The following is a 21976-nucleotide window of genomic DNA, read 5'->3' as shown; positions in this document are numbered from 1 at the left end:
TCCTACCTGCCCTGGTAGGTGAACGCGGCCCAGCTCGCGATCGCGTCGAGGGGCACAGTGGACAGTTCGTCGGCCAGCAACCCGCCCACGCCGGGCGGCAGCCGCCGTTTCGGGTTGAGCATCCACAGCTGGGTGGCGCGCAGGGCGGTGGCCGGGTCTTCGTAGCCGGAGTTCAGGTAGTGGTGGAACATGATCATGAACAGCGCGGTCGGCACGTCCCGCACCGGCCACCGGGCGCCGAGCACACCGACCGCCCCGGCGGCCAGGAACGAGGTGGCGAGGGTGAGCGCCTCGTCGTGTGAGGAGTGGGTCAGGTCGCTCACACAGGTGGCGAGCACGACCAGGCCGCCGGGCGCGTCCGGTGGCCTGTTCCGCGTATGCCGGAGGATGTCCCGCACCCGCAGGGGCCTGTCTCCGCTCAGCTTCAGCCAGGTGTCGATCGGCGGGTCCTCGCGGTAGGCGTGGCAGCTGAGATGGAGTACGGACGCACTCGCGCCGTTCGGGCCGGGCAACTGCGCCTTGACGTCCTCCGGCCGGACCCGGCCCGACGAGCCGAGGTGGACGGCTTCGGGGTAGTAGTGCTCGTTGAGTTCGTCCATTTCTTCCGAAACCCACAGCAGGTTGTCGGCGACCTCGACGAGCGCGGGGGCGCTCTGCCAGGGCCGTCGTTTTCGGCGGCGGGCGTCGACGAACTGCCGGGCGGAGGCCGCGTAGCAGATGATCGTGTCCTGGCAGGCGTAGCGCCGGCCCCCGGTCACCTCACGATGCGCGGCATGCCACGGCACGGCCCCGAGCTTCCCCACCGGCAGCAGGACCAGCCGGGCGGGCCGGGCGTGCGGTTCGGCCAGGGTGTCGGCGAACAGGGGGCCCATCGCCGTGGTCCATGCCCACTCGCCCAGTTCCGTCACCGCGTCCTCCCAGCGTCGCTGGACTGGTTTGTCCTCTGTGGGGGTCTGGGGGCTTGCCCCCGAACGGGGTCTGGGGGTGGCATCCCCAGAGGGCGGAGCGGTCTGGGGGCTTGCCCCCAGGCCCGGGGTGGCACCCCCGGAAGGCGGAGCGGCCTGAAATGCCTGCTGCGCGGCCTCGAACGAGTCGATCACCCCGTTCCGGCCCGCGCGTAGCCCGGGCAGGGGCAGGTCGCGCACCGTGCCGTCAGGCCGCACGACGATCGCCAGCCCGTCGCCGTACTCGTCCCGTGGCACCAGATAGACGATGGCATTGGCGTTCGCGTTCCGCAGTTCGCCGGCTATTTCGGCCACCGAAGGCGGCGACAGCAGCCGTTTCTCGGCCTCGGTGCCTTCCACCGCGGCCAGGACGCGCCGCCGGAGGTCGCTGGGCACCTGCGCGGCCGACAGCTCGCCCGGCAGCGTGCCGCCCTCGAGCGAATCCCACGGCGAATCCTGTTTCTCGGCTTCCCATTCCGTGGCCAGGTCGTCGTGCCCGTTCTCCCGCAGCAGGGTCGCCACGTCGGCGTCGACCGTCGCGGAGTGCAGTACCATCGCGCGGCCGAGTTCGAGCGCGTGGACCGCCGATTCGTGCTCTTTCGCCGCGACACACCACCGCATGACCTGCGCCGCCTCGCCCGCGGCGGCGAGTGCGGCGTCGAGCGGCCGCTGGGCGCCGGTCTGCAACAGCACCTCCTGCATGCGCAGGCGCAGCCCGTCGAGCCCGGCCGAAACGGCCCGTGACGGGTCGTGGCGGTTTTCGTCGCCTCGCATGAAGTAGCTTTCGCCGAGCGAGATGAAAATCGATGCCGCGTCGCTCATGCCGGACTCGCGCCGGGTCAGCAGCCGGGCTTCTTCGAACCGGCTGATCGCGTTGTCGAGATCGCGGCCGGCGCGGCTGAGCAGATGACGATTCCGGAAAGCCTGGCCGAGACAGCCCAGCACCCGCAGGCGCTCCGCGGGCGCCGCCGATTCGTTCGCGCACCGGGTGGCCAGCATGGCGATACCGCGGTCCAGCATGCGCAGGTCGCGGCCGGCGAATCCGGCACCGACCAGCGCCATGCCGTCCTCGGCGTCCCAGTTCATGAGGCCGGGCCCAGCGGAGAGGACCGCCTCGGCCGCAGCGCGGAAATCGGCGAGCGCCTTGCCGGACGCCGGAAAATCGAAACCGTCTTCCCGTGCGGCGCTGCGGAACATACGGAGAACGTTGGTGAGCCGAGCGCCGCCGATCAGGCGCCGGATCTCCTCGGGCGCCGCCCGGTCCACCTCCTCCAGTTCGCCGATCATCCGGTCCAGCATTTCCGGGGTCATCCGGTGCTCGTGGCGCTTCAGCTCGGCCGCCACGTTCAGGTAAGGCGTGATCCAGCGAAGGCGTTCTTCCGAAGGGGCCGGAGAATTCCGCAGGTGATAGCGGACGGCGTCGATGTCCTCCAGGCTGCCGGTGGTCATGGAACGCATCCCCAACAAGCCCGCGACCGCGCCGCCCAGCACCTTGTGCAGCTCGTGTTCGGGCGGCAGCAGTGCCGAGGCCCGGCGTGTCTGGTCGAGCGCCCGGGTCAGCCGGTCGGCGTTGGTCTCGAGCGTGCCCTGAATTCCGTCGGCCCAGCTCGACATCAGGGTTCTCAGTCCCTCGCCGAGCGGGGATCCGCCGTCGAGCGTGTCCGGGAGGAGGTCACGCGCCCGTTCGATCTGTTCGGGAGACTGGTTCAGCGCTCCGGCTCGCATCAGCATGCCGGCGACGCGGGTCGTCACCGCCGTCCGTTCCGGATGATCCTCGGGCATCCGGGACAGTGCCTGCTCCAGCCCCTCGGCCGCCCTGGTGAGCTCCTCCGCCGAACGAGGGAGGCTTTTCGAGGTGGCCACCATGTTGCCGTAAACGCTCTGGAGCAACGGGAACGCGGGATGGCCCGAGAGCTTGTCCAGCACCTCGGCCAGCCGGTCGGTCGCCTGGTCCGCCAGTCCGTTCTCGCCGCTCAGCCGCGCCCGGTACAGAAGGGCCATGGCCTTGAGAGCGTCCAGTGTCTCCGCGTCGGGACTACCGGGCTCCTCGCCGGCAAGGGCTTCGTCGAAAAGAGCGGCCACCTGGTCCAGATCTTCCGGCGACAGCTCCTGGCCCTTCATTCCTTTCTCGAGCAGTGCCAGCGCTTTCAGCACCGAAAGAGTTCCCGCGACGAAAGGGATTTGGGCGGTTTCTTCGGAAACGCCTTCGAGTTGCCGCAGCGCCGATTCGATGGTTTCCGGTGTGATCAGCGGGCCCTGCCACTGCATCCGGCCGACGAGTTCGGCGGTCAGCCGGTCCGTCCCCTGCCGCAACTCGGCCCGGGTGGTGGCGAACAGTTCGAGCTGGGAGATCATCACCCGGCAGAAATCGCCGGTCGCGGCGTCGGTGTCCGGGGACGCCAGGATCGCGCCGAGTTCGGCTACGGCCGCCTTGCGCTCTTCGTCGGTTCCCCCCGCCGTCAGGTACTTCAGGGCGAGCAGCATGCCGAGCCGGTAGCCGGTCAGGGCGTGCAATGCGGTGTCCTGGAGCAGGCCCGACACCCGGCCCGCGGTCAGTGCCGCGATCGCTTCGGGCAGCCGGCGGCTCGGCTTCGCGGGCCGCAGGAGAATGCGGTGGGACAGCAGCAGACCCAGGCACAGCGACACGTCCGGCGCGACCGGATGCCCCGGCGGGAGCAGCGCCAGCAGCGTCCGCAGGTGGGACGTGGCCTTCCGGCGGTCGGCGGCGGCCCCGCCACCCGGGCTGTCGTAGCGGATCAGGCGGGCCATCCCGGCGTGGAACAGCGGATAGGTGCGCTCCGGGTGGTCCGGGGGCAGCAGGTCGAGCAGGCGCTCGGCCCGGTCGACGACCGCCGCCGTATCGTCCCGCGCCACGGCCTCGTCGAGTTCGGCCCACAGCGCGGCGGCGGGATCTGGAGGATCTTCAGTCATCGGAACCGAGGGTATCCGCGCGGGAGGTGGACCGGTGGCCGAACGGCTTCGATGGCGACAAGTTGTCACCTCCGCTGGGCGGGCCCCCGGTCGCCCGGGGGCAGCAGGTCGTCGCGGAGGCCCCGGAGCCACGCCTGCGCGTCGGTCAGTTCGCGCCGGGGGGACGCGTGTGAGCCGGGTGCCGAACAAGCTGGTGGCCGGCCCCCCGGCTGGTGGTTCCCGGGGCGGTCCGTCACAAGCGCGTCATAGGTGACACATCATCGAGTGAACGCCGCACGCCGTTCTTCCCCCGGGTTTGCGGGCTGCCCACACTGAGGAAAACGAGAAGGGCAGCGATGAAGGTTACCTCGATCGGCCACGCGGGTTTCCATATCGAGACGGCCGCCGGCACCGTCCTGTGCGATCCGTGGGTGACGCCGGCCTATTTCGCGTCCTGGTTCCCGTTCCCCGACAACAGCCACCTGGACTGGGCCGCCTGCCGGAGCCCGGACTACCTCTACATTTCCCATCTTCACCGCGACCACTTCGATCCGGACCATCTTCGCGAGCGGGTTTCCCGCGACACCACCGTGCTGCTGCCCTGCTACCGGACTTCCGATCTGGAAAACGCCCTTCGCGACCTCGGATTCAGGGACTTCCTCCAGTTGCCGAACGCCGAACCCGTCGAGATCGGCGGGCTCCGCGTGATGATCGTGGCCCTGGTGTCACCGAGCGACGGTCCGATGGGCGACTCACTACTCGCACTCGATGACGGCCACGCGCGCGTGCTGAACCAGAACGACGCGAAACCGGTCGATTTCGGCGCGTTGCGGAGATTCGGCTCCTACGACGCCCACTTTCTCCAGTTTTCCGGGGCGAACTGGTGGCCGGTGGTGTATGAGTTGCCCGAGGTGGCCAAGGCGAATTTCGGTGCGGCGAAGCGGGCGAACGGTCTCGCGCGCGCGTACCGGTATGTCAGCGAGGTCAACGCCCGGTATGTGGTCCCCTCTGCCGGGCCCCCGGCCTTCCTGGACGACGACCTGATGCGGTACAACGACGTCACCGAAGACGCGTCGAACCCGTTTCCCGACCACCAGGTCTTCCTTCGCTATCTGGCGCGGAACGGCAAGGACAACGGTGTGCTCATGGGACCGGGCAGCGTCCTGGAGATTTCCGGCGGCGACTGCTCGGTCACTCATCCCGGCGACCCACTCGAGGCATACCGGGACAAGGCGCGCTACCTGCGCGAATATGCGGACCGGGTGCGACGGCGGATGCGGGAGGAGAAGGAGTCGTGGCCCGTTCCCGGCGTCGATGTCCTGACGGAAATCAAGGCGTGGTTCGAACCGCTGATGAAAATCGGGAACCACGTCTGCACCGGGGTCGGGGCGCAACTGCTTCTCGAAATCAGCGACGCCTCCGCGGGTGAGCAGATCGTCGTCGACTTCGTCGACCGTGAAGTGCGTCCGCTGGCCGGCGAAAAATGCCGATACCGTTTTCGGATCGAGCGTCCGCTGGTCGAGCGGTTGATCGCCGACCACGAGACCGACTGGGTCAACAGCCTCTTCCTGGGCATGCGGTTCGTGGCGTCCAGGATCGGCCCGTACAACGAGTTCGTCTACACGTTCTTCAAGTCCCTGTCCGCGGAGAAAATGACCTACGTCGAGCAGTGGTATTCGCAGCAGGAGGACGAGGTCGAGGAGATCCAGCTCGGCGGCTGGGTGGTGCAGCGGCGGTGCCCCCACCGGCAGGCCGACCTGACGTACTTCGGTGAGGTCCGCGGCGACGTGCTCCGCTGCACCATGCACGGCTACGAGTTCGATCTCACCACCGGTCGCTGCGTCACGGCCAAGAACCGTCGAATCAAGGCCCGGCGGGCCGTGCCCGGTCAGCGGTTGGCGTCGCGAGAACCCTATGAGGACCCCGAGGACTGATCTTCGTCCCCGGAAGGCGCAACCGGATGTCCTCGCCGCGCGTCTGACGCGGTGAGTCCACCGGAACCGGCCCGTGAAGGGGATGCCTTGCGTAACCACGTTGTGCCGCTGGCCGCGGCCTTGACGGTGCTGGCGACGGCGGGCTGCGGCACGAAGTCACCAGCCGGGACAAGTGCACCCGCGGGTGGCGACGGACAGGCCGCGCTCGGCCACGCCGTCACCGACCAGGTCGCGGCGGAACGCCGGCTCAAGTTCCCCAACACCACCCGGACCACGAACCTCGTCGGCTACGACGACGGTGTGGGAATGGTGCGGTTCCAGCTCGTCGTCTGGCAGAAGGGCGGCGCGGACAACGGCCACTACGTGCCCGACCCGGCCGATCCGGCCACGCACCGGCTGGCGCTCTCCGCCAATCCGGCCATTCTGTCCGCCTACGAGATCTGCTCGGACCACCTGACGCTGGACGGTGACGGCAAAGCCGCGCGACCCTGCGCGCCGCAGCAGTTGATCGACGCACTGCACAACGGAAAGAAGCCCTACGCGACGCTCCGGATCGACGGCGACGACCACATCGCCCAGCTCTCCGAGCTCTACACGCCCTGACGACGCCGGCCGAGCTTCCATCCGTCAGGCGATCAGCGCGTGTGCTTTCGGGCCGGCTTCGCGAAGGCCGCCACCTCGCCGGCGCCGCGGGCTTTGCGCAGGACTCGATCAGGGTGATGGCGTCCGGCCCGCATGAAGTATCGATCGGCGCCTTTCCGTCACGGAAGGCGAACGCCGGAGAGCCACAACATCGAAGGTGTCAATCCCGCTGCTCGCGGATCGGTGTCCTCAACAGCCGCTCCAGCTCTTCGCCGGCCTCATCGAATCCGGCGTCCGAGATCCGTTGCAGTTCGAGCAGGTCTCTCGCCGCGACCGCGCGCCGGGTGAGCAGGTGCCCGGCATGCATGCATCCCTCGTCCAGCAACTCGCTCAGCTCCTCGAGATCCCCGCGGGCGTCCGCGAGGTCCGCCAGCCGGTCCATGGCGGTCTCGTTGCCCTCGTCAGCCAGGGTGCGCAAAGTCTCTCGGTCGAGGTTCACATTCACCATGACCACATGGTGCGACCTTGCCCCTGGGGCAAGGTCAAGTGCGACCATGGCCAGGTGATCACCATCGGACAGCTCGCCAAGCATGTCGGAGTGTCGACCAAGACGATCCGCGTCTACCACGACAAGGGACTGCTACCCGAACCGGACCGCGACGCGTCCGGTTACCGGCGGTATGGTGCCGGTCACGCCATTGATTTGATCAAGATCCGGACCCTGGCCGAGGCCGGCGTTCCCCTGGCCCGTATCCGTGACCTCCGGTCCGCCACCGACGATGAGTTCCGGCAAGCCCTCCACCAGATCGACACCGATCTCTCCAGCCGGATTCGTGGCCTGCGGGCAACCCAGAAGCGTCTTCGACAGCTCGCTGACGGATATTCGCTGGCGATACCGGCGGAGGTCAGAAGTCACCTCGCGCAACTGCCACGCTTCGGGTTCACCGAACGATGGGTGGCGCTTCAGTACGACTTGTGGATCCTCGTGTTCGCCACCCAGCCCGATACCGCGATGACGCGGTTCCACGACGAGGCCCAGATCCTGGCCGACCCGGCACTGCGTGAGGTGTTCCTGGACTACGACCACGCGCACGACCTCGACCCCGACGACCGTCGCATCGACGACCTTGCCCGGCGGATCGTCAGCGCAATCTTCGAGCGCTACGGAACCGGCGACCTGCCCGGCCACGACGCCAGGGCCGAGATCCCGGCACTGATCCAAGCAGCCGTCAACGCCTCGTCACCGGCATGGCGCCGGCTCGACACCCTGATCCGAGAGCAACTGGGCGCCTGACGTTGACATTCACAGAAACATGGCGCCCGTCGAGTCATGCCGACGTCCGTCTCCAACGACGCCGAAAACGCCGGTCACAACCGGCGGCTCGCCCAGCGGAACAGGCGCCCGGATAACCCTTGACCGGGCGGGCGGCACCGGTTTTTCGGCCTACCGTGATCATCGTTCACAGGGTCGGCTGGCCTTGGTCGATGCGTTGCAGGACCGGTGCCCGCCGGTGAAGGTCCTCGCTGGTCTGCAACTGCCGTTCGTCCCACCAGGGCGCGCCGACCTCGGCCAGCGGTGCGATCAGGTCGCGCGCCTGGTCCGGATCACGCGGGCCGACACCACCGAGGACGATCTCGAACGGGCTGTCCTGCCGGTCCTCGCGGTGTTGGTGGACGTAGGCAACCCGGTCCCGGACCTGGCCGACGGGTGGGATGTGGCCGCGCCGGGCGGTGGTGAACAGGGGTACCACCTCGTCCCGGCGGGCGGCTTGGCGCTTCGGTCGGCGGTGCGGCCAGTATCCGCCGATCCAGACCGGCAAACGGCGCGCCGCACCGATGCGGGGAGCAAGGTGACATCCCGGACGTGATGGTGCGGTTCGTCATGGTTCACCAGCTCGCGCTCGTCAAGGCGCTCGGCCGGCACGACCGGATCGATTACCTCCCCGAAACTGCCGGATTCGTCCTCGATCGGGCCGCCGAGGCCCGCGCCGAAAATCACCCGCGTCCCACCCCGCTTGCTCCGCCGTTCCGACCACCGTCGCCACCTCCCTGGCATCGGCGAAGTCCCCGAAGTTCGGGATGTTGATCGAGAAGCGCATTCCGGCATCGTGCTTTCCGAACGTCAGGGCCCAGCAACCGAATAACCGGCAAACCGCACTCACCTGAGTCGGCGCGCGGCCTGAGAGGAGCGAGATCGGCTGGAACGACGGAAGAAAATGCCCGGCCTTCGGAAGTTCCGAGACCGGGCACCGGCGAACCCCGGGGTCAGGCAGGCCTGCGTGACGTGCGGAAATTGATGACCGCCCCGGCGCAGGACGCGATGGCGACGATCAGGCCCACGACAAGCCCGAAACCGGCGCCGGCGGACCAGCCGGTGCCCGCGATTCCGGTGTCCCCCAGTCCGGTGTCGGGGAGGGTGACCCAGCGGAGCAGGATGATCACAACCGCCGCGGCGGAGGCGGTGAGCCAGATGAGCGGGGTGTTCGGCACCTGCTTACCGAAGTGGTGGGTCAGCAGGACAGTGCCGCATCCGATCAGGAGCAGCACAGGTCCCCAGCCGCCGACGCCGACGTTCCAGGCGCTCAGGCTTCCGCTGATGATGCCCATGTCGAACGAGAACCAGGGCAGAAAGCTCGCGACGAAAGCCACCAGGCCGGCGCCGACGGCGACCCACTCGAGCTTGGTCACCTGCTTCAGGTCGAATTTGTCCATGAAAGTCAGCCTTTCCGTCAAGAACGAACAAAACGGTCTTCGGTGGATGCAGTGTGGCAGAATCCATGCCGTGCCGGTCTCGAATCGGCCAGGGTCAAAATAGTTTCGTGATCTTGCCACCGTCTTCGAAAGAATCATGCGGAACCGGCGAATAAGGTGTGAAGGGCTGTCCAGGCCCGGGGTTTCCGTGACCGAGATGTCGGGCACCTGCTACGCTCCGTGATGTGAGCGCGGCAATCCGACGTCTTCCGGCCCGGAAACCGAAAGTGTTGCGCTGGCTGGTGCTGTGGGTGTTGTTCGGCCTGCTGGCGGGTGCGGTGTTTCTGGCCGGCTCGAGCTACCAGATCGGAAAACTGGTCCTGGGCTCGGACACCATCGGCGTCAACCCCTCGATCAGAGTGGATTTCTCCGAAGGGGACCGCTTCGGTTTCCGTAGCGATTCGGGTTTGACCGCGTGCACGGTGACTCCGCGGAACGGCATCGTGCGCTCCTATCAGGTGTATGACCTCAAGCAGGTTCGCGGGGCGGGGAAGCCGGTCGCGGACCGCGCTTGGTTCACCGGCCCGGCCGAGATCAACTGTGCACGACCGGCCGAAATGTTCAGGCCGTCGAGCTATCGTCAGGACGAGGCTGTCCGGTATGCGCTCATCGGCTCCCTGTCGGCAAGCGGTCTGTGTTTGATCGTTGGAATCGCGCAGCTGTATCGCCGAAATCGGTGGGGCCTGCTCACCAGTGAGCCGAATACTTCCCGTGCGCCGGAGTAGACCACCAGCCGGGCGGGTCCAGTCGTCGCTGGTCTTGTCCGGCCTCTCCTGTCCGGCCTCCGAGAATATCCAGATGGGCCGCGCGTGGGCTCTTCGCCTCGATGCGTTCCGTCTCGCGTGCACGGCACGACGGCACGCCGTGTCAAGATCACAGCTGGGCTGGCCGGTGCACCACGACGAGCGCTGTCTGCCATCCTGTGCCGTCAGGAGGGCGGGTCGTAGTTGCGCGGCAGGCGGTTCCGCCGAAAACTACGGGCCACGCCGTCGTGCGAACGAGAGGACAGCCAGTGGGCGTCATCAGTTGGATCGTGCTGGGCCTGGTCGCCGGTGTGATCGCCAAGCTACTCATGCCGGGCAAAGACCCCGGCGGCTGCATCATCACCGTTCTGCTCGGGATCGCCGGAGCCTTCCTGGGCGGTTGGGTCGGCAAGACCCTCTTTCACGTCCAGCTTGGCAGGTTCTTCGATCTGCGGACCTGGGGCCTGGCCATCCTGGGTTCGCTGATCATCCTCGTCGGCTACCGATTGCTCATCGGGGGGCGCGACCGCGACCGCTGAGGCAGGCCTGCGGGCGGCGGGGTGCTCAACCAGGCACATCGCGCCGGTCATGGGCCGGGCACCTCTCGGCCTGCCCTCGGCCATCCTGGTTGTGCTCGCGGCCAGGTGTCCTCGATCGGGCTCCGGCGGGGCCTGCGACTGGCCCAGGCGCCACCGAGGACGAGTTGAAGCAGGCCAACACGCGCGTGGCCTTCTACGGGTAGCCGACGGCCATGTCCGCGAGGGCTGGTCGTCAAGCAGGTCTTCCAGCACAACCGACTCCACCCGGGAAAGGGGAAACGCCATGCGTGGTGCTGTCCTGCACGTCCCCGGCGACGTCCGCGTCGAGCAACGCGACGACCCGGCGATCACCGACCCGGCCGACGCGATCATCCGCATGCCCGCCACCTGCGTGCCGCTTGCCTGAAGGGCTCATGGCAAACGAGCACTCACGTGGTCCCATACTCGCGGCAGGCGACAGGCGTGTACGGGTCGGATCTTTGGGACTACCGCGGCATCAACCCCGTCGCCGGCCCCACTCCGATGGGGCACGAGTACTGCGGCATCGTCCAGGAGGTCGGCAGCGAGGTTACGACGATCAAACCGGGCCAGTTCGTGATCGGCAGCATCTTCGCCTCCGACAACACCTGCCCGCACTGCCGGGCCGGCTACCAGACCTCCTGCCGGCACCGCGAATATGTCGGCGCGGGCGGCGCGCAGGCCGAGGCACTGCGCGTTCCGCTCGCCGACGGCACCCTCGTCGCCACGCCCGAGGCGCCCGGCGACGAACTGTTGCCCGGGCTGGCCGCCTCGGATGTCCTGGGGACCGGCTGGTTCGCCGCCGTAGCCGCGGGTGCCCAGCCCGGCTCGACCGTCCGTGGTCGGTGACGGCGCTGTCGGCCTGCGCGGTGTGCTCTCCCCGAAACAGCTCGGCGCCGAGCGGATCGTCGCGATGAGCCGGTACGAGTCCCGTCAGAACCTCGCCCAGGAGTTCGGCGCCACCGACATCGTGACCGAACGCGGCGACGACGGCGTCGCCCGCATCGAGGACCTCACCGGTGGGGTCGGCGCCGATGCCGTCCTGGAAGGCGTCGGCACCGCCGAGTCCTTCAGTCAGGCCCTGTGCTCGACCCGCCCCGGCGGCGGTGTGGGCATCGTCGGCGTGCCGCAGGGCGTCGCCATCGACCCATGTCCGCGTCCAGGGCGGCCCCGCGCCGGTCCGGCGGTTCCTCCCCGAGCTGATCGACCTGATCTGGACGCGGCAAATCGATCCGGGCAAGGTGTTCGACCTGGCCCTCCCGCCGGACCAGGCCGCCGAGTGTTACGCCGCCATGGATTCTCGGCGCGCCATCAAGGCCTTGCTCCGTTCCTGAAACACCACGCCGGCGCCCTGACACAGATGGCGGACACCGACAGTGACCCAGGCGGCCGATTGTCGTGCGGGCACCTCCTCGGCCAGCCTGGAGGTCGACGGAAGGAACGGGGTTTCATGGCGAGCGAATTCCAGCGCGAAAAGATTGCCCGGGCGTTCACCGCGATGGACGCCGACAAGGACGGTTTCCTCGAGGAGGCGGATTTCGCGGCGCTGGCCGCTCGCTGGGCCGGGGTGCGGGGCTGGCCACCCGGCTCGACGGCCGACACCCGGCTGTCGAGCCTCATCATGGGCTGGTGGGAAACCCTGCTGGCCGCCTACGACGTCAATACCGACGGCAAGGTCACCTTCGACGAGGTCCTCATGGTCGTCGACGGGCTGGACACGATGTTCGACGTGGTCACCGCCACCGCCACGGAAATGTTCGACGCGATCGACGAAAACACCGACGGGATGATTTCCGCCGTCGAATACCACCGGCTCATCCAGACCTGGACCGGTCAGGAGATCGACACCGACGAGGTCTTCTCCATGCTCGACCTCGACGGCGACGGTCGGATATCCCGCGACGAGTTCGCCCAGCTGTGGAAAGAGTTCTGGGCCGGTGACGACCCTGGCTCGCCCGGCACCTGGGTCTTCGGCAGGTAGCCGCTCGCTGCTCCGCTGACAAGGAAACATCAGCCCTACTCGATCGAGGTCCAGGAAGACCGGCTCAACTCCTACGTGCAGTCCCAAACCGGTTGGCGCGGGGCGATGCGGTTCTCCGACGACGTCTTCGGGGGAATCACCGACCGCCCTGAGCTGCAACGCGCGCTCGCTGCCGCCCGCGCCGCGTTGATCGACGTGCTGCTGGTGTATCGCGTGGACCGGTTCTCCTGGAACCTGCGCGACATGGCCATGCTGCTCGACGAACTCGACGCCTGCGGCGTGGTGTTCCGCTCGGCCACCGAACCGTTCGACACCGCGACCCCGATGGGCCGCATGCTGGTACAGATGCTGGGCATGTTCGCCCAGCTCGGACGGACACCATCATCGACCGCGTGATCGGCGGCATGGAACGCAAAGCCGCCAAGGGCTTGTGAAAGGGCGGCAAGCGGCCCTTCGGCTACCAGCCCGACCGACCACCTGGACGCTTCAGGTGGACAAGGATGAAGCGGTGATCGTGCGGCTGATCTTCGATCTCCACACCAAAGACCGGCTCGGCGCCCGTGCCATCGCCAACCTCCTCTACGAGCGCGGTCACCGCACCACCAGCGGCAACGCCGGTCCGGCTACCCAGTGTCGCGCGCGTTGAACAACCGCGTGTACCTCGGCGACTTGAGCTCCAGGGACATCACCACCACCGACACCCACCTATTCACCGCGCAGACGGTGTTGCGATCCTCGCCGGCTCCGGGGAGCCGACGCTGCACGACTGATGCGCTATTTCTACGCGCGCTGGAACCAGTTGCGATCCTCGCCGGCTCCGGGGAGCCGACGCTGCACCTGCTCGTCCCAGGACGGCAGCGTCTCGTCGTGTTGCGATCCTCGCCGGCTCCGGGGAGCCGACGCTGCTGCACGCGGGGCGCCCCGGCGGTCCAGGAGATCAGGTTGCGATCCTCGCCGGCTCCGGGGAGCCGACGCTGCCCTGCGCGAGCAGGGACGATTCGTGTTGGCCGCGTGAAGGTATGGGGCAAGTCTCACACTGCGGGATGACACGCCGTGGAACGGTTCCGAACCTCCCGGCGTGTCGGCCGACGCTTGGGGTTCCGAAGCTGTCAGATGATCCACGGCTGTCGGTGGCCGGGGTCGATGGCGGCACCGAGGTGTTGGGTGTGGTGGAAGGTGCCGTGGTCGAGTTGGTAGATCCGGACGGAGTCGGTGGCGGCGTCGATGACGTCGAGCAGGCGTGTTTCCAGGCGTAGTCGTTGGGGCGGATCGCAGACGACTTCGAACACGGATTTCTGGACACGATGTCCGATGCCTTCACATATCTTGGCTACCTGTCGCAGGCGTCTTTGTCCGTCCGGGCTGGTGGTGTCGACGTCGTAGGTGATGAGCAGTTCCATCAGGTGACGGTCCAGGGCAGGTAGGTTTCGCTGTCGCCGCGGAGGTGACGCGCGAGCAGGCGGGATTGGATCAGTGGCAACAAAGCGGCCGGTATGTCCCGGTCCAACGCCGCGTGGCGCCAGGTGCGTTCGCGGGCTTGCGACCATTGCTCGAGGAAGAATTTGCGACCGTCGTCGGTCAGTTGGACAGCACCGCCGGGTAGTTGTTCTGTGTGGCGGTCGGTGAGCTGTTTACGGTTGACCAGCGTGACAACAAGTCGGTCGACCAGTAGCGGACGAAGTTCTTCCATCAGGTCCAAGGCCAACGCCGGCTTACCCGAGCGGATGCCGTGCAGGTACCCGAGGTAGGGGTCCAGCCCGACTTGTTCCAGAGCGCCGTGGACGGCGACCCGGAGCATTCCGTAGCCGAACGACAGGAGACAGTTGATGGTGTCGGTGGGCGGTCGTCGGGTGCGTCCGATGGCGACGCCGGGTACCAGTTCGTCGAGGCCTTGGAAGTAGTCGCGGGCCGCCCGTCCTTCGATGCCGAGGACCTCGGCCAGTTGGCGTGCTTGGGCGAGGTCGGCGAGCGCTTGTGCGTGTCGTTCGGCCATCTCGCGAAGTCGACATTGCCGGGTCCCGGACACGTCACGGGCGGCGCGCAGCAGCAGTTGACGGTAGTTGTGGAGTTTGCCCGCAACAAACGACTTCGCCAGCATCAGCCGTCGAGCGGGGTCCTCGTAGGCGCGGAATTGCGCCAGGCGTACGTGGGGATTGCCGTTTTGCGCTCCGCTGGTGCGGGCAAGGAACCGGCCGTTGCGGGTTACCCAGGTGACCGAGCGTCCATCCGCTGCGCACCGGTGAACGAGGTCGTCGGACAACGCGACGCCATTCCAGGCCACGATGTGGTCCAGCCGGACCAGCGGCAGGAGGTGCCTGCCGGGTCGGTCGGGATGTGCGACGCGCAACGCGTCCCCATCCAGACGCAAGCTCGTACCTGGCGTGGTGACGTACAGAGTGCGCAGGAGTTCAGTCATCCAAACTGCCTTCCGAGCGTGGCATGAACAGTTGCGCCGGAGCGACGGAAGGTGCTTCGGGAAGGCAGCCAGGCCGCAGTGAGCAACGTCGGCAGCGGGCATCGTTGACCGCTTTCGGCAAATGCTGTTCCTCCAACAACTCCCGGACCGCGCGAGTGGTTTCAATGACACGCTCGCGTAAATCGTCATCAACCACGACGTCGTGGCGCCGTCGGTCCCGACCAGAGAACACCACGCCACAGGGCACGGGCACGGAGAACATTTCGCGCAGGCACAGCACTTGAGCGGCTACCTGGAGATCGGCAGGGCCACCCGGGCGGTAGGCGCCGGATTTGTGTTCCATGGGTGTCGGGCGGTCGCTGTAGAAACGTACGGTGTCGCACACGCCGTGGAGTCCAAGGCTGTCGCTCCATACCGGGAGGGACTGCCACACGCGCTGCCCGCGCCGGTCCGTTCCTGCGCCGATGCGATCAACGGCGGCGTGCGCCAAGTCGCCGCGCACCGTGTCGATGTTGGATTCGAAGTAGGCGTCGAGGTGGATCAGAGCCGCTTGGCGCGGGCAGTACGCGTGGTGTTCCAGCGCCGATATGGGAATGCTGCGCAGGCAGTCGATGTCGCGGTCCATTATTGGTCGATTAGCTGATCATTTTGGTGAGGGTGACCCCGGACGGCAGCCCGTCGTCGTCAACCGAAACCACATAGTCGGTGAATGAGCGGGCCGGCAGTTCGCTGTCAGGGCGCGTGCGGTCGACGGCGACGCGTTCGGTGAGGCGATGTGCAGGTGCGGCACCGAACGCGTTGGGGTGACTGAACACATACAGCCCGCGCGGGGTCAAGCGGCCCCGGGTCGCGGAACGGTCGTGGTCGAACATCATTTCCAGGCTGCGGTAGAGCAGGTCGAGGTCCTTGGCGTCCACGCCGGTTTGCTTTCCGCGGTTGGCCGAGTAATACAGCTCAGCCCGATACAGGCCGTAGGGGACGGTCCACTTGCCGCCCATTTCGGTTGTCTCGCCCTTGTCGATGTCTTCTTGTTTCGTTTGGGTGACACGGGTGATGGCGTGGTCGGTGGGGAACACAGGGTCAATGCTGCGCGCCATGCTCAGCTGGAGGGGGCCGCGGATTTGGCCCAGCGCACCGGTCTTGCCGACCGACAGTACAGCGCCGAAGAGGCGGATGTCGGCGTAGCGGTCGCAGAGCCATGCTCGGGCTTCTGTGGCCTGCTCCGCGGTGATCTTGCCGCCCAGTTTCAGGCCGGTGGCCTCGTAGGATGCTTCCAGCCGTGGGTTGAGAGCATGTCCGGATTGGACGAAGATGCCGTAGCGGGGGTCGTCGCCGGCGGCTAAGGCCAAAGTGTCTCGGATCTTGCGCTTGAGGGCGACATCGGTGACCAGGCCCTGCCCGGATTCATCGTCGGTGCGGGGACGGTTGCCTGCGTCGGGGTCGCCGTTGGGGTTGCCGTCGGTGACGTCGAACAGGAAAACCATGTCATGGCGGACGGCCGGGTCCAAATGCGGGGTGGTCATGCGGGGATCTCCTCGGTGGTGGGCTTGCTCTGCGCGATCGTGGCGAAGCGGTGGGCTCGCTGGTGGTGGTATCCGACCAGGAACAGTGACTGTTGTTTCAGGCTCGCGCGGGCCGGAATCGCCTCGGCGGGCAGCAATCCGAACAGTTCGTCCAGGGTCTTTTCGTGGTTGACCGCGGTACCACGGCGCGCACCGCGTAGTTTGCGGAGCCACGCCTTGGCGTCCTTGCGACCGTTGATGAGCGCGGCGCGGGGGTTCGTGATGGCGCCAGCGAAGTAGCGGTCAGCATAGGTGGTGTTGAGGCTGCCATTGCTGGCGTCGTACTGCAGCGCCTCCAACGCGGCGAAGATCCGGCCCGCGACATAGGCGGGGTCGGTGTTGGCGGGGTCGAGCCCGGGCATCACTTTCTCCTTCATTAGGGGGGATCGCGTCAGGGCCAGGCGAATGAGTGCGGCACGGGCGGTGTCGAGTCGTCCGTCGGTGCAAACCCGGTGCACCAGGTGTGCCAGTAGCGACGGCGGCAGCGGGACGTTCCTGATCGCCGCGGCGAGTAGATCGCGTTGCACATCGTCGGGCCGGTCTGCTCCTTTTGCACCGAGCGGGGCGTAGCGATTCTCACGGCGCAGCCACCGTCCGGTCGCCCGGACGAACGTGGGCAGTGACCGATACCCGGATTCCCGAGGGAACAGGGGAGTGATCTGGTGGTCGTCGAACCACGCCGCGACGTTGCGCGTCAGCGCTTCGAGAGGTATTTCCAGCCAGTCCCGGACCATGACCCTGGCGACGTTGCCACCAACGGTGAGCGCGCAGAATTTCGCCGTGTCAAAACCCGACCGTTTCCGACCGGTGTGCACGGAAGCCAGCAGGGAGTTGACGGTCTCGGGATCGGCGTCGAAGACTGGCATGACGGGGTCGAAGGGCACCGGCTCGGTCACCCACCACGCGAGCCTGCTGTCCTGGCCCCCGTACGAGGTCGACTGCGGTGAACTCAACACGCCTGCCAGACCCGCCGAGACGGCTTCCCCACATGTGAGGCAGATTGGGGAGCACCCCAATTGCGTGGTGAGGTCGTAGCCGAAGACCTGTTTGTTGATGCTGACCAGAGCGGCATCGTTCCCAGCTCCGGGCACGAACCGAGCGGGTACTTTCCCGGGTACCGTGTTCAGTAGGAAAGCGGCCTTTCCGCAGACCAAGCACAGCCCGGTCTCACCGCCGCCCTTACGCCGGGCTACCTCGTTCGTCCAGAACGACACGACCGAGGCAGCCTGATAGGCGGGTACGTCGTTCACCGTGATCAGCACACCCTGTTTGGCCGTGCACGTCTCGTCCCTGACGATGTCGGCCAACGCTCCGGAACGGTAGAAACCAGCTACTGCCTGAGCGACAGGGTCTTCGCTGCCCTCCGGACTGCCCGCCCACGACTCCACCAGTTCAACGAATGCTTGATGGCATTGGGCAACCCGACTTGGCTTGCTGTCCGCATTTGCCCAGCCCAAGACGTACTGGACGTCGTCGGCCGTGAGGTTTGGCGCGACACCCCTTGCGCGTACGGCTGTGGGCACGACGTGATCGGCTCCGCGTGGTCTTCCCCTGGCGTCGGGAGTAACCAGTGTTTCCAGTCGGGTGCCGAGTAGGCGCCCGTTTCCATCGATGCGCAGTTCCCAGTGGAATTGCCGGCTGCGGTGGAACGGCTTGGCGTCCTCATCGCGACCGGCGTATTCCACCAACCGCTGTAACAACATCATGCCACCCCCGCGGCCTGGATGCCCTGCGCGGGCACATGAAGCACCCCGGCATCCAGCCGCGCCGTGAACCAGGTGAACGACGGCGGCTTGGTCGAGTGGTCGACCGAGTGCAGCATGATGCCCAAGTCCTGCGTCAAATTCGATTGGGCGGGCCGGTCGTCCGGATCGCCAAAGAACGCGGAGAATTCGCGAGTTCCAAGGTAAGGCTGGGAAAAGCAGCTCCCCTTGGTCACACGGCGCCGAAACTGATCCCGGTAGGCGGCTTCGGCCTTGTCCGCGTGCTTCTTCAACTCAACGTGCGCGTGGATGCGGTAGGCCACGTCGCGCAAGCAGACGGCGTTACGTTGCACCCGGTTGGCGGCGGTGTCGATGCGACGGTGACCCGTGGCCGCGTCCGCCAGCGATGCCAGGTCAGTAGTCTCGTTGCGGCGAAGCGTGAACTGCTTGATCTCGTTGAGCACCTCGATCGCCACAACCCGCCAAGCAAACTCGGGCTTCCAGTAAATAGCCTCCAGGACTCCGATCGCGGCCGATGGTGTCATTACCGGGTAGGACACCCGTTCTACTTTCAATTCTGGCCGGGTAAACAGCGCGGCGTCTCCCCATACCTGCACTACTACCGGTGGTGCGCCCGATAGGGAACGCGGTAGATCCAGAGTCACCAGACAGTCTCCTTGCCGAGGTCGCCCTCATCGATTCCCACTTGCGAGTCGTAATCGCCGACCCACTCCCACACGTTCTCGTCCCCGGCGATCAATGGACGGCATACTGCTCGTACCGCCGGATCGGCTGCTGTCTCCCGTGGAATTGATACCGTATAGCTGCGCAACTCCCGGAAGGTCTCCCGCAGTGGCCCTTCGCCTGATCGCAAGCGGTCCAGCAGTTCCGACACCCGCTCGCCATCGCCGTAGCTGGTTACCACCACGGTCACCGGGTCCTCGTCGATCATTCGGAAAGCCAGCCGACGGTCCCGAGTTTCGCCAGCTGCGCTGTCGACGACGGGGCCTTCGGCAACTGCCCGGAAGTCCAACGCCCGTCGGGACGACTGGATCGCGACGCCGCGCCCAGTCGCGTCGACATTCAACCCCGTGTAGAGGGATCGGTAATACTCGGCCAACGCTGCCGTGTCGTCCGGATCGGCCCGACCAGGTCCAAAATGGGCCAAAGTTTTGGCGACGCCGGCCCGGTAGAAGGCGGGAACAGAGCAATCAACGGCATCGAACACCACCACTCGGCCTGGCTCAGGGTGTCGGCCTTCCCGGTTGGCGCGACCCGCTGCCTGCTGTAACGACTCCGCAGGAGCAACAGCTCGAAACACGACCGGGAAATCTACGTCCACTCCGGCTTCGATGAGTTGTGTGGACACCACGATCACAGGCTGCCCATCAGTGAGCAGCTCCTTGACCTTTTTCAGGACCGCGCGTCGATGCGCGGGGCACATCCGGGTTGACAGGTGAAATATCTCAGCGTCCGGCTGTCGGTCCGCGAGCAGTCGGTACAACCGCCGCGCGTGTGCGACGGTGTTGACTACCGCCAGGACCTGCCGTTCGGCGGCGATTTCTTCGGCTATCTGCTCCAGCGTGGGCCGCGGGTCGAGCTGCCATTCGTACCGCACCCGCCGCAGCCGATCGAACAGCTCGACCGGGTCGTCGACCAGTTCGCGGATATCCAGCGATTTCCACACCGACAAGTGCTCGAACGTTGGCTGGGTCGCCGAGGCAAGCAGCACCGTCGTGCCGAAGTGCTGGGACAACACCCGCAGCCCGTCCAGAATCGGCAGCAGCAGCGGCACCGGGAGCGCCTGCACCTCGTCCAACACGACCACCGAGTTCACCAACCGATGCAGCTTTCGCGACCGCGCCGGCTTCCGCCCGAACAACGAGTCGAACAGTTGCACCGTTGTCGTCATGATGAACGGCGCGTCCCAGTTCTCCGCAGCCAACCGCAGGCGGTTGTCGTCTACTTCGGTATTGGAGTGATGCTCCAATACTCCCTCGTCACCCAGCAACTGCCGATAAACTCGGGCGTTCTGCTCTGTGATCGTGGTAAACGGAACCGCAACGATCACTCGCGCTTTGCCATGCTCGGCCGCGTGATGCAAGGCGAACCCGCCGCCGGTCAGGGTCTTGCCCGAACCCGTCGGAGCCGGTAGCCGATACACCCCCGGCTCCTCGATCGCCTGGCGCACCACCGACTCATACAGTTCGGCCCGAACTTCATCCACGCTAGACGGTTTCCGGCCCGCCAGCATCGCGAGGCGGTTTGCCTCGAAGCGCCGAACCAGCGCAGGCATGTCGGCGGGATCAGCCACGCGAGGAATCGAAAGATCGTCGAAATGCGCACCTGTGTCGAGATGATCGGCATCCACCAGAGCCGAGAAGGTCAGCCGAATTCCCATCTCGGCCACGAGAGGGTCCGTCCGCCAGGCAGGAGGAATCAGTGCAGGACCAGCCTGGAGTTCACGGGCTTCGGGAACGATGTCAAGGAACCGCTCCAATGCATCCCGATCAGAAGGACCATGACTAAGCGGCTCGAGGTCCCGAGGTCTTCCGAGTCCACCGTGGTGCCCCAACACAGCCAACGCTGCCGCTCCAGCCCGCGGAAACAGTAGTTCAGTCCCCAAAGTCTTGTGATCGATGCCGACCCTGCGGCCGGTATCAGCAACGCGGGCCAACCCGGCTTGCCACTCACACGATGCCTTACCGGCGTCATGGACAAGTCCCAATGCCGATGCCAGATCGCCCGCGCCGAAGGGCTCCGCGAACTGACGAGCCAGCGCCGCTGTCGACCGAACATGTGCAGCCAACGGATGCCATTGACCAGCACGTTTACTGCTGCTGTGCGCCCACACTCAACCCCCTCAAGCCGTTCCCTTCCAACAAGCACGGAAACCTACCGGGACCCACCGACAAAACGAGAACGACGCCCTTCCCGTTACAGATCTACTCGATCGGCCCGGCATGGCCGAGCTTGGTCTCGCGACCCTGACTCGGCGGAAAGAGGGATACAGGAGAGCACCGACAAAACGGAGCGCCTCGGAGGCCTGGACATGATCCTCCGGGCTGTTTTCACTCGATTGGGTGACAAGCCTGCCCAGGCTTGCGGGCTGACGAGGGCGTCGTGGAGTGTGCCGACAGTAGCGCCAACCTCCCGTCGCGATCCGGGTCGGCGCTGGGGAGTCGACGCTGCCGTCGGAGGTGGCGGGTAGCTGCCGCCAGTCGGTGTTGCGATCCTCGTCGGCTCCGGGGGCCCGACGCTGCTTTGATCAAGGAACTGGAGACGTGATGAACTGGCGAGTTGTGATCCTCGCCGGCTCCGGGGAGCCGACGCTGCGGCTGAACAATTCCGGATCCTGGCGCCCCTGGTAGTTGTGATCCTCGCCGGCTCCAGGGAGCCGACGCTGCGAGCTGCTGGAACTGGCCGTCGCTGATCTTGGTGAGTTGCGATCCTCGCCGGCTCCGGGGAGCCGACGCTGCCCGGTGTTGTCGCGCCACTCGTCCCGCACCACGGTGTTGCGATCCTCGCCGGCTCCGGGGAGCCGACGCTGCCCTCACGATCGGGGTCCCAGCACATCCACTGTGGCTCGTTGCGATCCTCGCCGGCTCCGGGGAGCCGACGCTGCGCCGCCGGCGGATCGCCCGGCACCGTCGACCTGCTGCAGTTGCGATCCTCGCCGGCTCCGGGGAGCCGACGCTGCCTTCGACGCCGTGCGGCTCGTGCCCGAAACCGAGGTGTTGCGATCCTCGCCGGCTCCGGGGAGCCGACGCTGCACCGGCATCACCGAAAAGTCCACGTTCACGACGGTGTTGCGATCCTCGCCGGCTCCGGGGAGCCGACGCTGCCCAAGACGCTCACCTGTGTGGCGGGTGGGACAGCGTTGCGATCCTCGC

At 66.7% G+C, this 21976-nt stretch carries 19 protein-coding genes and 1 pseudogene; 9 read left to right on the top strand and 11 right to left on the bottom strand.

The features are described 5' to 3' along the window. Window positions 1-2 precede the first annotated feature (2 nt). Window positions 3-3875: a CHAT domain-containing protein gene (locus tag VJT49_RS24975; protein WP_324167346.1), complete on the bottom strand. Its 3873-nt coding sequence runs from the start codon at window positions 3873-3875 to the stop codon at window positions 3-5. Between the two features lie 335 nt (window positions 3876-4210). Between VJT49_RS24975 and VJT49_RS24970 the strand changes: the two genes are divergently transcribed. After that, window positions 4211-5788 carry a Rieske 2Fe-2S domain-containing protein gene (locus VJT49_RS24970; RefSeq protein ID WP_324167345.1) on the top strand — a complete coding sequence of 526 codons (1578 nt, stop codon included), beginning with the start codon at window positions 4211-4213 and terminating at the stop codon, window positions 5786-5788. A gap of 87 nt (window positions 5789-5875) precedes the next feature. Then, a complete protein-coding gene (locus VJT49_RS24965) occupies window positions 5876-6391 on the top strand; it encodes a hypothetical protein (RefSeq protein WP_324167344.1) in 516 nt (171 codons plus the stop codon). 199 nt (window positions 6392-6590) lie between these two features. Here VJT49_RS24965 and VJT49_RS24960 read toward each other — a convergent pair whose 3' ends face one another. After that, window positions 6591-6878: a hypothetical protein gene (locus VJT49_RS24960; protein WP_324167343.1), complete on the bottom strand. Its 288-nt coding sequence runs from the start codon at window positions 6876-6878 to the stop codon at window positions 6591-6593. A 6-nt stretch (window positions 6879-6884) separates the two neighbouring features. Between VJT49_RS24960 and VJT49_RS24955 the strand changes: the two genes are divergently transcribed. After that, complete coding sequence (locus VJT49_RS24955; RefSeq protein ID WP_324167342.1) at window positions 6885-7664, top strand: MerR family transcriptional regulator; 780 nt, start codon at window positions 6885-6887, stop codon at window positions 7662-7664. A 166-nt stretch (window positions 7665-7830) separates the two neighbouring features. Here the strand turns inward: VJT49_RS24955 and VJT49_RS24950 are convergent, their stop codons facing one another. Both VJT49_RS24950 and VJT49_RS24945 read right to left on the bottom strand, forming a co-directional pair. Beyond that, window positions 7831-8190 carry a hypothetical protein gene (locus tag VJT49_RS24950; RefSeq protein WP_324167341.1) on the bottom strand — a complete coding sequence of 120 codons (360 nt, stop codon included), beginning with the start codon at window positions 8188-8190 and terminating at the stop codon, window positions 7831-7833. A 445-nt stretch (window positions 8191-8635) separates the two neighbouring features. Further along, a complete protein-coding gene (locus VJT49_RS24945; RefSeq protein WP_324167340.1) occupies window positions 8636-9082 on the bottom strand; it encodes a hypothetical protein in 447 nt (148 codons plus the stop codon). A 293-nt stretch (window positions 9083-9375) separates the two neighbouring features. On the opposite strand from VJT49_RS24945, the gene VJT49_RS24940 reads away from it, so the two are divergent. The 6 genes and pseudogenes from VJT49_RS24940 (at window position 9376) to VJT49_RS24900 (ending at window position 13048) form a co-directional block, all read left to right on the top strand. Next, entirely contained in the window at window positions 9376-9846 is a 471-nt protein-coding gene (locus tag VJT49_RS24940; RefSeq protein WP_324167339.1) for a hypothetical protein, read from the top strand. Between the two features lie 287 nt (window positions 9847-10133). Further along, window positions 10134-10403 (top strand): GlsB/YeaQ/YmgE family stress response membrane protein, encoded by a 270-nt coding sequence (locus VJT49_RS24935; protein WP_324167338.1) that lies wholly within the window; start codon window positions 10134-10136, stop codon window positions 10401-10403. A 283-nt stretch (window positions 10404-10686) separates the two neighbouring features. Next, window positions 10687-11755 (top strand): annotated as a pseudogene (locus tag VJT49_RS35435) (zinc-binding dehydrogenase). 116 nt (window positions 11756-11871) lie between these two features. After that, the gene (locus VJT49_RS24910) at window positions 11872-12402 is read left to right on the top strand and encodes an EF-hand domain-containing protein (protein WP_324167388.1); all 531 of its coding nucleotides are present in this window, start codon (window positions 11872-11874) and stop codon (window positions 12400-12402) included. A gap of 15 nt (window positions 12403-12417) precedes the next feature. Next, on the top strand, window positions 12418-12798 hold the full coding sequence (locus tag VJT49_RS24905) for a recombinase family protein (RefSeq protein ID WP_324167387.1): 381 nt from the start codon (window positions 12418-12420) through the stop codon (window positions 12796-12798). A 112-nt stretch (window positions 12799-12910) separates the two neighbouring features. Continuing rightward, entirely contained in the window at window positions 12911-13048 is a 138-nt protein-coding gene (locus VJT49_RS24900) for a hypothetical protein (protein WP_324167335.1), read from the top strand. Between the two features lie 463 nt (window positions 13049-13511). On the opposite strand, the gene cas2 is transcribed toward VJT49_RS24900, so the two are convergent. The 7 genes from cas2 to cas3 are packed head-to-tail and all read right to left on the bottom strand — an operon-like array spanning window position 13512 to window position 20937. Further along, on the bottom strand, window positions 13512-13802 hold the full coding sequence (cas2, locus tag VJT49_RS24895) for a CRISPR-associated endonuclease Cas2 (RefSeq protein ID WP_324167334.1): 291 nt from the start codon (window positions 13800-13802) through the stop codon (window positions 13512-13514). Continuing rightward, a complete protein-coding gene (gene cas1c / locus VJT49_RS24890; protein ID WP_324167386.1) occupies window positions 13802-14818 on the bottom strand; it encodes a type I-C CRISPR-associated endonuclease Cas1c in 1017 nt (338 codons plus the stop codon). Before cas1c ends, cas2 begins: the two co-directional genes overlap by 1 nt. Next, a complete protein-coding gene (cas4, locus tag VJT49_RS24885; protein WP_324167333.1) occupies window positions 14811-15443 on the bottom strand; it encodes a CRISPR-associated protein Cas4 in 633 nt (210 codons plus the stop codon). Before cas4 ends, cas1c begins: the two co-directional genes overlap by 8 nt. Window positions 15444-15453: 10 nt before the next feature. After that, on the bottom strand, window positions 15454-16341 hold the full coding sequence (gene cas7c / locus VJT49_RS24880) for a type I-C CRISPR-associated protein Cas7/Csd2 (RefSeq protein WP_324167332.1): 888 nt from the start codon (window positions 16339-16341) through the stop codon (window positions 15454-15456). Next, window positions 16338-18083, bottom strand: a complete 1746-nt coding sequence (cas8c, locus tag VJT49_RS24875; protein ID WP_324167384.1) for a type I-C CRISPR-associated protein Cas8c/Csd1 — start codon at window positions 18081-18083, stop codon at window positions 16338-16340. Before cas8c ends, cas7c begins: the two co-directional genes overlap by 4 nt. Then, window positions 18083-18748 carry a type I-C CRISPR-associated protein Cas5c gene (gene cas5c, locus VJT49_RS24870; protein WP_324167331.1) on the bottom strand — a complete coding sequence of 222 codons (666 nt, stop codon included), beginning with the start codon at window positions 18746-18748 and terminating at the stop codon, window positions 18083-18085. Before cas5c ends, cas8c begins: the two co-directional genes overlap by 1 nt. Next, window positions 18745-20937: a CRISPR-associated helicase Cas3' gene (gene cas3 / locus VJT49_RS24865; protein ID WP_324167330.1), complete on the bottom strand. Its 2193-nt coding sequence runs from the start codon at window positions 20935-20937 to the stop codon at window positions 18745-18747. Before cas3 ends, cas5c begins: the two co-directional genes overlap by 4 nt. Window positions 20938-21976 lie beyond the last annotated feature (1039 nt).

It is taken from the genome of Amycolatopsis sp. (assembly GCF_035276945.1).
Lineage (GTDB): Bacteria > Actinomycetota > Actinomycetes > Mycobacteriales > Pseudonocardiaceae > Amycolatopsis_E.
The sequence above is the reverse complement of the archived record's forward strand: the minus strand, read 5'-3'. Positions and strand labels throughout refer to the sequence as shown.